The 12,320-nt window shown below is 73.2% G+C and carries 13 protein-coding genes; 3 read left to right on the forward strand and 10 right to left on the reverse strand.

All coding sequences use genetic code 11. The annotated features are described in order from the left end of the window. Positions 1 to 73: 73 nt before the first annotated feature. The 6 genes from ACJ5H2_RS13815 to ACJ5H2_RS13840 all read right to left on the reverse strand — a co-directional run bounded on the left by ACJ5H2_RS13815 (position 74) and on the right by ACJ5H2_RS13840 (position 6,080). Positions 74 to 1,297 carry a deoxyguanosinetriphosphate triphosphohydrolase gene (locus ACJ5H2_RS13815; protein ID WP_408895982.1) on the reverse strand — a complete coding sequence of 408 codons (1,224 nt, stop codon included), beginning with the start codon at positions 1,295 to 1,297 and terminating at the stop codon, positions 74 to 76. 57 nt (positions 1,298 to 1,354) lie between these two features. Then, positions 1,355 to 2,209: a hypothetical protein gene (locus tag ACJ5H2_RS13820; RefSeq protein WP_408895983.1), complete on the reverse strand. Its 855-nt coding sequence runs from the start codon at positions 2,207 to 2,209 to the stop codon at positions 1,355 to 1,357. Positions 2,210 to 2,351: 142 nt separating this feature from the next. Next, positions 2,352 to 3,503, reverse strand: coding sequence for a tRNA dihydrouridine synthase DusB (dusB, locus tag ACJ5H2_RS13825; protein WP_408895984.1), 1,152 nt, complete (start codon positions 3,501 to 3,503; stop codon positions 2,352 to 2,354). Further along, on the reverse strand, positions 3,500 to 4,282 hold the full coding sequence (locus ACJ5H2_RS13830) for a hypothetical protein (protein WP_408895985.1): 783 nt from the start codon (positions 4,280 to 4,282) through the stop codon (positions 3,500 to 3,502). Before ACJ5H2_RS13830 ends, dusB begins: the two co-directional genes overlap by 4 nt. Continuing rightward, positions 4,276 to 5,673: a glycine--tRNA ligase gene (locus tag ACJ5H2_RS13835; RefSeq protein WP_408895986.1), complete on the reverse strand. Its 1,398-nt coding sequence runs from the start codon at positions 5,671 to 5,673 to the stop codon at positions 4,276 to 4,278. The genes ACJ5H2_RS13830 and ACJ5H2_RS13835 overlap by 7 nt, the downstream gene beginning before the upstream one ends. A 92-nt stretch (positions 5,674 to 5,765) precedes the next feature. Beyond that, entirely contained in the window at positions 5,766 to 6,080 is a 315-nt protein-coding gene (locus ACJ5H2_RS13840) for an antibiotic biosynthesis monooxygenase family protein (RefSeq protein WP_408895987.1), read from the reverse strand. 70 nt (positions 6,081 to 6,150) lie between these two features. Between ACJ5H2_RS13840 and ACJ5H2_RS13845 the strand changes: the two genes are divergently transcribed. Genes ACJ5H2_RS13845 through ACJ5H2_RS13855 form a run of 3 tightly spaced genes read left to right on the forward strand, consistent with a single transcriptional unit; the run spans position 6,151 to position 9,007 of the window. Continuing rightward, positions 6,151 to 7,176, forward strand: a complete 1,026-nt coding sequence (locus ACJ5H2_RS13845; protein WP_408895988.1) for a metal ABC transporter substrate-binding protein — start codon at positions 6,151 to 6,153, stop codon at positions 7,174 to 7,176. After that, positions 7,173 to 8,003, forward strand: a complete 831-nt coding sequence (locus ACJ5H2_RS13850) for a metal ABC transporter ATP-binding protein (RefSeq protein WP_408895989.1) — start codon at positions 7,173 to 7,175, stop codon at positions 8,001 to 8,003. The genes ACJ5H2_RS13845 and ACJ5H2_RS13850 overlap by 4 nt, the downstream gene beginning before the upstream one ends. Next, the gene (locus tag ACJ5H2_RS13855) at positions 8,000 to 9,007 is read left to right on the forward strand and encodes a metal ABC transporter permease (protein WP_408895990.1); all 1,008 of its coding nucleotides are present in this window, start codon (positions 8,000 to 8,002) and stop codon (positions 9,005 to 9,007) included. The genes ACJ5H2_RS13850 and ACJ5H2_RS13855 overlap by 4 nt, the downstream gene beginning before the upstream one ends. 30 nt (positions 9,008 to 9,037) lie before the next feature. On the opposite strand, the gene ACJ5H2_RS13860 is transcribed toward ACJ5H2_RS13855, so the two are convergent. The 4 genes from ACJ5H2_RS13860 to ACJ5H2_RS13875 form a co-directional block, all read right to left on the reverse strand. After that, the gene (locus tag ACJ5H2_RS13860) at positions 9,038 to 9,880 is read right to left on the reverse strand and encodes an isoprenyl transferase (protein WP_408895991.1); all 843 of its coding nucleotides are present in this window, start codon (positions 9,878 to 9,880) and stop codon (positions 9,038 to 9,040) included. Between the two features lie 70 nt (positions 9,881 to 9,950). After that, positions 9,951 to 10,703, reverse strand: coding sequence for a DNA repair protein RecO (gene recO, locus ACJ5H2_RS13865; protein ID WP_408895992.1), 753 nt, complete (start codon positions 10,701 to 10,703; stop codon positions 9,951 to 9,953). 69 nt (positions 10,704 to 10,772) lie between these two features. Then, entirely contained in the window at positions 10,773 to 11,384 is a 612-nt protein-coding gene (locus tag ACJ5H2_RS13870; protein WP_408895993.1) for a hypothetical protein, read from the reverse strand. Between the two features lie 40 nt (positions 11,385 to 11,424). Then, a complete protein-coding gene (locus ACJ5H2_RS13875; protein WP_408895994.1) occupies positions 11,425 to 12,312 on the reverse strand; it encodes an alpha/beta fold hydrolase in 888 nt (295 codons plus the stop codon). Positions 12,313 to 12,320 lie beyond the last annotated feature (8 nt).

The raw sequence follows: 12,320 nt of genomic DNA on the forward strand, positions 1-12,320 counted from the left end.
CCGGCCGCCTGACACCGTCGATCGGCCCGCTGCCTCCCGAGGCGGCGGGCCGATCGGCCTTCCGGAGACGGCCTCAGCCCACGAGCCGGCGGTGCCAGGTGACGGCGCTGGCGTCGGTGAGGGAGGCGACCTGGTCGATGACGACCCGGGTCCGGGCGGTGTCGTCAGGTGCGGCGTGCCAGTCGGCGGCGTACATCTCGTCGAGGGCATCCGCGCCGCGGTCGAGGAGCACGTCCACCAGCTCGGCGAGAAGCTCGCGCTGGCGTACCTGGAGCGCGACCCGGTCGGCCGCCTCCATCACGTAGTGCGCCGCGATCCCCTTCAGCACGGTGATCTCCGCCCAGGTCTCCGGCGGGATCACCAGGTCCGCGGCGTAGCGCACGAACGGGCCCTCGCTCGCGGCGAAGGTGGCCTGCTGGACCGCACCACAGAAGCGTCCGATCAGGTCGCTGGTGAGGTTCTTCAAGGCAGCCAGCCCCGCCCGGCCGCCGTCGTACGGCGAGCGCGGCCAGCTCCCGACCGCCCGGAGCCGGTCCAGCACGTCGTCGAGCTCGGCGTCGGTGGCGTCGGGGCGGTACCAGACCCGCACGGTGTCCCACACCGCCGCCGTGTCGATCCGGGTCAGGTCGACCTTCCCCGCGACGGTGCCGTCCTCGACGTCGTGCACGGAGTAGGCCACGTCGTCGGCGAGGTCCATCACCTGTGCCTCGAGGCAGCGGCGGCCCTCGGGCGCGCCGGCGCGGAGCCACGCGAAGGCCGTCCGGTCGTCGTCGTACACGCCGAACTTGCCGTCGCGCGCGGGCGCATCGGTGCGCGTCCACGGGTACTTCGTGCAGGCGTCGAGGGTCGCGCGGGTCAGGTTGAGACCGGCACCGGGCGTCTTGGCCTCCAGCCGGGTCAGCAGGCGCAGGGTCTGGGCGTTGCCCTCGAAGCCGCCGCAGCCGGCGGCCAGCTCGGCCAGCGCCCGCTCGCCGTTGTGCCCGAACGGCGGATGGCCGAGGTCGTGGGCCAGCGCGGCCGTCTCGGTGATGTCGGGGTGGGTGCCCAGCGCCCGGGACAGGTCCCTCGCGATCTGGGCGACCTCGAGGCTGTGGGTCAGCCGGTTGCGGACGAAGTCGTCGCTCTGCGGCCCCACCACCTGGGTCTTGGCGGCGAGCCTGCGGAAGGACGCCGCGTGCACCACGCGGGCACGGTCGCGCTCGAACGCGAGCCGCTCGGGCGCCTCCACCCGCTTGGGCGGCTCGGGCACGATCCGCTCGCGCGCGTGCGCGTCGTACCGCTCCTCGACCTCGTCCACGAGCCGGACCCTATCGGCCGGCGCAGCGCGGCGAGCACCTCCGGGGCGCGAGGTGGCTCAGAAGACCGAGACGTGCACGTGGTCGTAGTGGTTGGCGGTGGCCGAGCCGCGGTTCGGCATGCCCCGCCAGCCCTCGCCACCGCGCTCCACGGACCAGATCTTCTGGGCGTAGATGACGTAGGAGACGCCGAGGGCCTGGTAGTTGGCCCGGACGAACTCCGCGATCCGCCAGCCGACGGCACCGGAGATCATGATGTCCACCGCCTTGCCGCGCGGGTGGTCGCCCCCGCCGCCGCGGAGGGTGCCGTAGACACTGACCTCCGGGAAGTTGGCGCAGACCGCCGCGTGGACCTTCTTGATGCTCTCGCTGACGCTGCCGGGCACGGAGGTGCCGTTGGTGCAGGCGCCGCCGAGGGTCGGGGGCTTCTCGTCGGTGAAGTGGCCCGCGGTCACCCAGCGGGACTTGCCCTCGACCACGATCTCGGCGCGCTCGCCGAAGGTGCGGCCGGTCACGAGGACCTTCTCGCCCTCCTCGATCTCACCGACCTGCTTGGCGCGCTCGTCCGGGCGCGTCCACAGGTTGAGCGGAGCGGAGGTCCACTGACGCTGCTTCGCCTCGGCGAGCGCCTTCGCGGTCGCGTCGTCGGAGAGCAGGGCGTCGAGCTTGGTGCCGATCGCGTCGGCCGAGCGGTCCGTGCTCCGCGAGAGCAGCGGGACGCGCTCGCCGCTGTCGCCGACGGAGCCGGCGGCGGCCTTGGAGCGGTCGACGGCGACCAGGTCGGCCTCGGGGGCCGTGGAGTTGAGGACGCCTCCGGTGACGACGGCGGTGGTCGCCAGGGCGGCGAGGGAGCCGGCCAGGAGGGCGGCTCGCGGCGTACGTCGCGCGGTTTCCCGCTTGTGGCTGGTGGCCACGCGCTGATTCCTTTGCTGTCGCTTACAGATGGATCCCGAGGGCCCTGACCAAGGCCAGAGCATCGTGCGAGTAGAGCACAGAGATCAAGCCTTCAACCAATTGGTGAGACCCCACGCCGGGGTGAGTCGGGTCACCCGCGGCTCACCCGCCGGTCGTCTCGTCGACGTCCTCCAGGACCCCCGCGCCGCTCTCGCCGAGCCCGTCGGTGTCGTCGAGCCAGCCGTCGGGGAGCACGACCCGGTGGCGCGGGGCACCTTGGCGGCCGCGGGGCGCCCCCAGCTCTGAGGTGGGGAACGGCTCGGTCGGGTCGAGCTCGGCGAGCAGCCCGTCCAGCGCCGCGAGCGAGTCGACCAGGCCCAGCGAGCGGCGCAGCTCGCCGCCGGCCCGGAAGCCCTTGAGATACCAGGTGACGTGCTTGCGGAACTCCTTGCAGCCACGCTCCTCCCCCATGTGCTCGCACAGGAGCTCCGCGTGCCGCCGCATCATCGCGGCCACCTCGCCGAGCGTCGGGAGGGTGGTCGTGTCCGCGTCGCCCGGGTCGCCCGCGGCGAAGGCGGCCGCCAGGTCGCGGAACAGCCACGGCCGGCCCAGGCAGCCGCGGCCGACGACGACGCCCGCGGCGCCGGTCTGCTCGACCATCCGCAGCGCGTCGGCGGCCTCCCAGATGTCGCCGTTGCCGAGCACCGGGATGTCGACGTGCGCGACGAGCTCGGCGATGGCGTCCCAGTCGGCCTGGCCGGAGTAGGCCTGCGCGACGGTGCGCCCGTGCAGCGCGATCGCGGCGACGCCGCTCTCCTGCGCGATCCGGCCCGCGTCGAGGTAGGTCAGGTGGTCGTCGTCCAGGCCCTTGCGGGTCTTCATGGTGACCGGCACGTCGTACGGCGCCGCGGCGGCCACCGCCTCCTCGAGGATCGCCCCCAGCAGGTTGCGCTTCCACGGCAGCGCGCCGCCACCGCCCTTGCGGGTGACCTTGGGGACGGGGCAGCCGAAGTTGAGGTCGACGTGGGCGACGCCGTACTCCTCGCACAGGATCTTCGTGGCCTGGCCCACGTAGGTCGGGTCGGTGCCGTAGAGCTGCACCGAGCGGACGGACTCCAGCTCGTCGAAGACCAGCATCCGCTTCGTCGTCTCGTCGCCCTCGACCAGACCGCGGCTCGTGATCATCTCGCAGACGTAGAGGCCGGCGCCGTGCTCCGCGCACAGGCGCCGGTAGGCGGCGTTGGTGATGCCCGCCATCGGCGCGAGCACGACCGGTGTGGGCACCTCGAGAGCACCCAGGCGCAGGCCGGTCACGAGGCGTCGCCGGACGGCGTGGCCGAGCCCGACTCCGAGGGCGACTCCGAGGGCGACTCCGAGGCCGGCTCCGAGGGAGAGCCCGAGGACTCCTCCTGCCCCGCCTTCTTGTCCCTCTTGCCTCGCTTGCCGGGCTTCTGGACCGGGCTCAGCTCCCCGCTCCAGGTGACGGCGTCCAGGCCCCCGAAGGGCGGGAAGGAGACCCGCTCCAGGTTGCGGGTGGGCGCGATGAAGTACACCTGGCACAGCTCGGCGCTCGCTCCGGCCGCGAAGGGCGCGGGCAGCGGGTCGCCCGAGCACACCCGCAGCTGCTCGGCGGTGTAGTACGTGGGCGCCTCGAGCGTGGTGCCGTCGTCGGCCCACAGCACGTTGTCGAGGCGCATCCCGCCGAGGTCGACGTCACCGACGTTGGTGACCTTGACCCGCACGAAGTAGGGCGTGCGGGCGGCCGTCGCGCCGTCGACGTTCCACCCCGGGAAGGACTCCTGGAAGGTAGTGCGCTCGATCCGCTGGACGGTGACGGCGAGCACGCCGATCTCGTCCTGGCGGCGCTGGAAGGCCACGACGCCCTCCTCACCGAGCCCGAGGGCGGTGCCCGGCTCGGTGAGGGTCACGTCGTCGGGGACCTCCAGATAGGTCGTCGGCCCGGTCGCGCTCGCCGAGGCGCTCGGCTCGGCCTTCCCCTCGGGCCGGTCGTCGTCCGATCCGCAGGCCGCGAGCCCGGCGGCCACCGCGAGGGCGAGCGCCGGCACGGCCACGGAGCGGACGACGCTCAGCATCCGACGAGCCGCTCGGCGAAGTAGGTCGTGAGCTTGTCGAGGGCCACCCGCTCCTGGGACATCGAGTCCCGGTCGCGCACGGTCACGGCCTGGTCGTCCAGGGTGTCGAAGTCCACCGTGACGCAGTACGGCGTGCCGATCTCGTCCTGGCGGCGGTAGCGCTTGCCGATGGCGCCGGCGTCGTCGAAGTCGACGTTCCACAGCCCGCGAAGCTCCGTCGCGACGGCCTTCGCCTTCGGCGTGAGGTCCTCGTTGCGGCTCAGCGGGAGGACGGCGACCTTCACCGGCGCGAGCCGCGGGTCGAGGCGCAGCACGGTGCGCTTGTCGACGCCGCCCTTCGTGTTGGGCGCCTCGTCCTCGGCGTAGGCGTCGACGAGGAAGGTCATCAGGCTGCGCGAGAGGCCGGCAGCCGGCTCGATCACGTAGGGGACGTACCGGGTGTTGGCGGCCTGGTCGAAGTACGACAGGTCCTTGCCCGAGGCCTCCGCGTGGGTCGACAGGTCGAAGTCGGTGCGGTTCGCGATGCCCTCGAGCTCACCCCACTCCGATCCCGCGAAGTTGAAGCGGTACTCGATGTCGACGGTGCGCTTGGAGTAGTGGGAGAGCTTCTCCTTGGCATGCTCGTAGTGGCGCAGGTTGTCGGGGTCGATGCCGAGGTCGGTGTACCACTTCGTGCGGGTGTCGATCCAGTACTGGTGCCACTCCTCGTCCTCGCCCGGCTTGACGAAGAACTCCATCTCCATCTGCTCGAACTCGCGGGTGCGGAAGATGAAGTTGCCGGGCGTGATCTCGTTGCGGAAGCTCTTGCCGATCTGGGCGATGCCGAACGGGGGCTTCATCCGCTGCGAGGTCACCACGTTGGCGAAGTTGAGGAAGATGCCCTGAGCGGTCTCCGGGCGCAGGTAGTGCAGGCCGGACTCGTCCTCGATCACCCCCAGATAGGTCTTGAGCAGGCCGGAGAACTGACGCGGCTCGGTCCACGCGCCGCGGGTGCCGCAGTTGGGGCAGGCGACCTCGGCGAGGTCGACGTCGTCGGGGTTCTCGATGCCCTTCTTCTCCGCGACGGCCTCCTGCAGGTGGTCGGCTCGGAAGCGCTTGTGGCACGACTGGCACTCGGTGAGCGGGTCGGTGAAGGTCGCGACGTGCCCGGAGGCCTCCCAGGTCTGGCGCGGGAGGATCACGCTGGAGTCGAGGCCGACGACGTCGTCACGGCTCTGCACCATCGAGCGCCACCACTGCCGCTTGATGTTCTCCTTCAGCTCCACGCCCAGCGGGCCGTAGTCCCAGGCCGAGCGGGTCCCGCCGTAGATCTCTCCGCAGGGGTAGACGAAGCCGCGACGCTTCGCGAGGGAGACGACCTGGTCGACGGTGGACGGGGGCGGCTTGGCCACAGGGGATTCCTTCTGGGGACGAGCCCGGCTGGCTGCCGGGCGGGTGTGCGCGGATGTGCATGGCTCGCGGAGCCGGGCTCCGGCGAAGAGCCCTAGGTTACGCGAGACTCCGCCACGTTGAGCACTCCGCCGGGCTCCACCAGCTCGTAGGCACCGGGCTCGTCGAGGGCGCGGCTGAGCACGGGCACGCCGTGCAGCTTCAGGTCGTACGCCGACAGGGCGCGCCGATAGGCACCGACGTGGACCCACCGGGTCGTGAGGGTCCACAGGTCGGGGTCGTCGACATTGCGGCCGACCCACCCCTCGACGTACCCGGCCTGGGCGGCCAGCAGGTCGCGGACCCGTTCCAGGTCGGCGCGCAGGGCGGCGGGGTCCGGGCCGGCGCGGAAGCGGTTGACGACGAGCACGGGCCGCACTCTACGCAGCGGGGGCGACGTGGATTTGACCCCGAGCGGCCCCCTGATGAGAATGATTCTCATGCGCCCTTGGAGGACCCTCGTCGCCGTCAGCACCCTCGCCCTCGCCGCCAGCGGCTGCTCCGCCCTCTCCGAGGACGGCGGCGGCGACGCCGAGGGCGGCTCGCCCGAGGTGGTGGCGGCGTTCTACCCCCTGGAGTACGTCGCCGCTCGGGTCGCCGGCGACCACGCGACGGTCACCTCCCTGACCAAGGCCGGGGTCGAGCCGCACGACCTCGAGATCAACGTCAAGGACACCGCGCTGATCGCCCAGGCCGATCTCGTGGTCTACGAGAGCGAGTTCCAGCCCGCCGTCGACGAGACCGTCGCGGAGAACGCCGGCGGCGCGACCCTCGATGCCACCGACGTCGTCGACCTGGCGCCCTTCGAGGAGCACGAGGAGCACGCCGAGGACGAGCACGCCGACGAGCACGCCGAGGAGGGCGAGCACGCCGACGAGGGCGAGCACGCCGACGAGGGCGAGCACGCCGACGAGGGCGAGCACGCCGACGAGGGCCACGAGCACGGGGAGTTCGACCCGCACTTCTGGCACGACCCGGTGCGGATGGCGTCCCTCGGCGACGCGGTGGCCGCCTCCCTGGCGAAGCTGGACCCCGACCACGCCGACGAGTACGAGGCCAACGCCGCCGCCCTGCGCACCGACCTGGAGACCCTCGACGAGGAGTTCGAGGCGGGCCTCGCGTCCTGCGAGCGGGAGACGATCGTGGTGTCCCATGACGCGTTCGGCTACCTGGAGAAGTACGGTCTGCACATGGCACCCATCGCCGGCCTCTCCCCCGACGCCGAGCCGACCCCGGCCGCGATCGCGGAGCTGCAGGAGTTGATCCAGCGCGAGGGGATCACCACGGTGTTCAGCGAGACGCTGGTCAGCCCGAAGCTGGCCGAGACCCTCGCCGACGACCTCGGCATCGACAGCGCCGTGCTCGACCCGATCGAGGGGTTGACCGACGAGACCGCCGACCAGGACTACCTCTCGCTGATGCGCTCCAACCTGACGGCCCTGCGCACCGCCAACGGCTGCTCATGACCCCTGCTCCCGACCCCGCCGTCGCACCTGCCGTCGCCCTCCGCGACGGCGGCGTCGCGCTCGGCGGCCGGCCCATCCTGCGCGGGATCGACCTCGCCGTGCACGACGGCGAGTTCGTGGCCCTGATGGGCGCCAACGGCTCCGGCAAGTCGACCCTGGTCCGCACCCTGGTCGGCCTGCACCCGCTCACCGCCGGAGAGGTGCGCCTGTTCGGCACGCCGCTCGACCGGCAGGCCGACTGGCGCCGGGTCGGCTACGTCCCCCAGCGAGCCTCGGCCGCGTCCGGCGTACCGTCGTCGGTCGGGGAGGTCGTCGCCTCCGGACGCCTGTCGCGGCGCCGCCTCCTGCGTCCGCTGAGCCGCGCCGACCGGCTTGCGGTCGACCGGGCGCTGGACGTGGTGGGCCTGCGCGACCGGCGCCGCGAGTCGGTCGGCGACCTGTCCGGCGGGCAGCAGCAGCGCGTCCTGATCGCGCGCGCCCTCGCCGGCGAGCCCGACCTCTTCTTCCTCGACGAGCCCACGGCCGGCGTGGACCTGCCGAACCAGCAGATCCTGGCCGACACCCTCGGCCACCTCAAGCAGGTCGGTGCCACCATCGTCCTGGTGGCGCACGAGCTCGGCCCGCTGGCGCCCCTGGTCGACCGGTGCGTCGTGATGCGCGACGGGCGCATCGCCTACGACGGCGGACCGCTGGCCGACCACGAGGTGCACTCGTCGTGGTTCGCCGAGCCGCACACGCACCACCACCACGCGCCCGAAGCACGGAACGGGGACCGGGCGCCGCAGGTCTCCGCGCCCGTCGACACGACCAGAACGGACCTCCCGTGAGCCCGGCCGAGCTGTTCTCCCTGCCGTTCATGCAGCGGGCGCTGATCGCCGCCCTGGTGACCGGCATCGCCGCCCCCATGATCGGGACCTATCTCGTCCAGCGCCGCATGGCCCTGATGGGCGACGGCATCGGCCACGTCGCCGTCACCGGAGTCGCGATCGGCCTGGTCACCGGCGCCTCGCCGATCTGGACGGCGGTCGTCGTGACCGTCCTGGCGACCTTCCTGATGGAGCTGATCCGCGAGAAGGGCCGCACCAACGGTGATGTCGCCCTCGCCCTGATGTTCTACGGCGGGCTCGCCGGGGGCCTGCTCATCACCGGTCTCGACGGCCAGGGAACCCAGACCATCGGCCGCTACCTGTTCGGCTCGCTCACCGCCATCACGGTGTCCGACGTGCTGACCACGGTGGCGCTCGCCGCCGTGGTGGTCGTCCTGTGTGTCGGCCTGTCCCCCCAGCTCTACGCCATCGCCCAGGACGCCGACTACGCGCGGGTCGCCGGCCTGCGGGTGCGCGCCTACAACCTGCTCGTGGCGGCCCTGGCCGCCGTCAGCGTCACCGTCGCCATGCGCACCGTCGGGCTCCTGCTCGTCTCGGCACTGCTGGTGATCCCGGTCGCGACCGCCCAGCAGGTGTCCCGATCGTTCCGGACGACGATGGCCGCCGCCGTCCTGCTCGGCACGCTCGCCGCCTCGGGCGGACTGGTCCTCGCCGCGCTCGCACCCAGCGACGTCACCGTCCAGCCGGGGCCGGCGATCGTGATCCTCGCGCTCAGCCTCTACGCCCTCACCTGGCCGGTCGGCATCTGGCTGCGCCGCCGCGCGCGCCTCCGCGCGCCCTTCGCGTCCGGGCAGGCCGCACCCGTCCACGAGGCCTGCGGGGAGCACCCCCACGCCCACGGCCCCGGCTGCGGGCACCTCGCGGTCCCCCACGACGACCACGTGGACTACGTGCACGACGGCCACCGGCACGCCGTACACGGCGCGCACTACGACGAGCACTGAGCACGCTCGCCGGCAGGCGACCCGGCCGGCTCAGCCGACCGGGTTCGGCTGCGCCCCGCCGTAGCGGCGGTCCCGGCGGGCGTACTCCTCGATCGCCTGCCACAGATGACGGCGGTCGACGTCGGGCCAGAGCACGTCGGAGAAGACGAACTCGGCGTACGCGGCCTGGTAGAGCATGAAGTTCGACAGCCGCTGCTCCCCCGAGGTGCGCCAGATCAGGTCGGCGTCGGCGAGCTCGGGGACGTAGAGGTAGCGGCCGAGGGTGCGCTCGTCGACGCGGTCGGGGTTCAGCCGACCGGCGGCGACGTCGCGGGCCAGCGCCCGCGCGGCGTCGCCGAGCTCGGAGCGCCCGCCGTAGTTGACGCACATGGTGAGCGTCAGCACGTCGTTGCGCCGGGTCATCTCCTCGGCGACCTGGAGCTCGGTGATGACCGACTTCCACAGCCGCGGCGCGCGGCCGGCCCACCGGACCCGGACGCCGAGCTCGTGCATCTCGTCGCGGCGGCGGCGGATGACGTCGCGGTTGAAGCCCATGAGGAACTTGACCTCGTCCGGGCTGCGGGACCAGTTCTCGGTGGAGAAGGCGTAGGCCGAGATCGCCTTGACGCCCATCTCGATGGCGCCCTCGACCACGTCGAACAGGCTCGACTCCCCTTCCTCGTGCCCCTTCGTCCGCGGCAGTCCGCGCTCCTTGGCCCAGCGACCGTTGCCGTCCATCACGATCGCCACGTGGCGCGGGACGAGCTCGGGCGGCACGGCGGGCGGCCGGGCGCCCGAGGGGTGCGGGGTCGGCGGGCGGACGGGGCCGCGGGCAGCGGCCGCTGCGGCCGCGGACGCCGCCGCGGCGCGGGTACGACGGGTGGAGCGGGTCACGGGGGCAGTCTGTCAGGCAGCGCACTGGCCGCCGCCCGGTGGCCGGCCGCGCCCTGCTCTCAGCGGCCGGTCACCGCTCCACGTACGCCAGCGAGCGCAGGCCGCGCTCCAGCTGCCACTGCACGAACGCTGCCACCAGGCCGCTCGCCTCGCGGGCGTGGCGCGGGTCGGCTGCCTCGACCACGGGCCAGTCGCCGGCGAGCAGCCCGCCGAGCAGGACGAGGGTCTCGGCCGCGGGGGTGGCGGAGCCGGGGATCCGGCAGGTGGAGCACAGCACCCCTCCCATCGACGGGTTGAACCACCGATGATGACCGAGCTCGCCGGTCGGCGTGACCGGCGGGCGCCCGCAGTGCGCGCACTCGACGAAGGTGGGCGCGTAGCCGGCGATGGCCAGGGCTCGCAGCAGGTAGGAGTCGAGCACGTGGCCGGGCCGCCGGTCGCCGGCGGCCATCGCGTTGAGCCCGCCGAGGAGCAGGGCGAACTGCTGGCGCGCGGGCTCCCGCTCCTCCACGACCAGGCGCTCGGCCGTCTCGAGCATCGCGGTGCCGGCGGTGTACCGGTCGTAGTCGGCGCCCAGCGGCGCGGCGTACGCATTGCGGGTCTCGGCCTGCGTGATCGTGTCGAGGTTGCGCCCCTCGGCGAGCTGGAGGTCGACATGGGTGAACGGCTCGAGCCGCGAGCCCCAGCGCGAGGTCGTCCGGCGCACGCCCTTGGCCACGGCACGGACCACGCCGTGCTCGCGGGTCAGGAGCGTGACGATGCGATCCGCCTCACCCAGCTTGCGGGTGCGCAGGACGATCGCCTCGTCACGGTAGAGCGGCACCCCTCCATTGTGCGGCCTCGGGGACGGCGACGCCCACCGCCACCCCGGTGGAGCCCGGGGATGTCCCGCTCAGCCGCGGCGCAGCTTCGGCGAGAGCACCTGCTGCTCCCAGCCGGCGGGGTCCATGGCGTCATCGGCATAGGTGCTGAAGTCGCCGTTCCAGTCGTAGACGGACACGTTGACCCGCACCCAGCGCGGGTTGCCGAGGCACGACCGCGGCACCCGGAGGCTCACCGTCCCGCCGGTGCGGTCGAAGACGCCGCGCAGCCCGCTGCAGCGTGCCAGCGACTCCTTCCGGCCCGGCTTGCGGACGAGGAAGAGCGAGCGCCCACCCTCGACCAGGAAGATCGCCCGGGCCTCGTACCTGCCGTGCGGCGTCACGATGTGACCGACGGTGACCCAGCCGCGAGCCGCAGGCAGGGCACGCATCGCCGTCCGGACCTTCACCTTGCCTCGGGTGTGCTTCACCACGACGGTGTGGACGTCGCCCTCGGCGCGGTCCGGAGCGGGGGCGGCCCCCACGACGTCGTGGTCCGACAGCGTGAGGTCGAGGACGTCACCGGTGGCGTCCGTGTGGGTCCAGGTCTGCGCCGCGGCGACGCCCCCGGAGCCGACGAGAAGGGTCGCGGTCAGGCCGAGGGTCAGGCCGGCGGTCGGGAGCAGGTGTCGCAGGCGTCTCATGGGCGGACCCTACGTCCGGGCCGCCGCGCCCGTGGGCGATTCAGGACGAACGGGTACGCCGCGCCCGTCGGGCCGGCCGCGTGCACTCCCGCGCGAAGCGGGTGACCACGAGGTCGAGCCGCTCGGGTCGGCGCCGCCACTCCAGCGGCGCCTCGGTGCGCTCGAGGACGGCGCCGGGGATCTCCTCGGCGACCGTCTCGGCGTCCCCCGCGGGATGGAACGGGTCCAGGGTCCGGGCCAGGACGAGCGCCGGCGCCGTCACCGACGCACGTTCCGCCGAGGACGGGGCGAACCGGCCGAAGAGGACGCCGTGAACGACCGCCGCCACCGGCCCGGGCCGGGCGTCGACGGTCTCCAGCGCCAGGCGCACCCACTCCGGGACCGCCCGGCGCGGGACCGGCCGCGTGGCCAGCCGCAGCGCCGTCACCGCGAAGGGCGCGTAGCGCGCGGTCGCCAGCACCGGGCTCAGCAGCGAGAGCTGGGCGCCGAGCGCGTTCTCCAGGACGGGTCCGTCGAGGACCAGGCCGGCCACCCGCTCCGGAGCGAGTACGGCCACCTCGAGGGCGACATTGGCGCCGAGCGCACTGCCGCCGACGACAGCGCGCCCGGCACCCACGTGGTCCAGCAGCGCGACGACCTGCTCGGCGAACGCCCTGACGGAGTACGACAGCGGGTCGGCCGGCCGGTCCGACCCGCCGTGGCCGAGCGGGTCGAGCGCCAGCACGTGCAGGCCGTTCGAGGCGAGCATCCGCGCCGTGCGGTCGTGCACCCGCCGCGGCACGAGCAGCGGCGGCAGGAGCACGACCCAGGCGTCGCCGGCGCCGTACTCGGTGAACTCGAGTCGGTCGCGACCACGCCGGCCCTCGACGAAGAACCGGCCGACCTGCTCGGAGGCGAGGGCGGGTTTCGAGGCTCGCTGCGCTCGCACCTCAACCA

This window comes from Nocardioides pymetrozini (genome assembly GCF_046058985.1).
Lineage (GTDB): Bacteria > Actinomycetota > Actinomycetes > Propionibacteriales > Nocardioidaceae > Nocardioides.

Coding starts and splice junctions, on each gene's coding strand:
- ACJ5H2_RS13850 (WP_408895989.1), top strand. CDS start 7,173: ATGACCCCTGCTCCCGACCCCGCCGTCGCACCTGCCGTCGCCCTCCGC.
- ACJ5H2_RS13870 (WP_408895993.1), bottom strand. CDS start 11,384: ATGAGACGCCTGCGACACCTGCTCCCGACCGCCGGCCTGACCCTCGGC.
- ACJ5H2_RS13830 (WP_408895985.1), bottom strand. CDS start 4,282: ATGCTGAGCGTCGTCCGCTCCGTGGCCGTGCCGGCGCTCGCCCTCGCG.
- ACJ5H2_RS13845 (WP_408895988.1), top strand. CDS start 6,151: ATGCGCCCTTGGAGGACCCTCGTCGCCGTCAGCACCCTCGCCCTCGCC.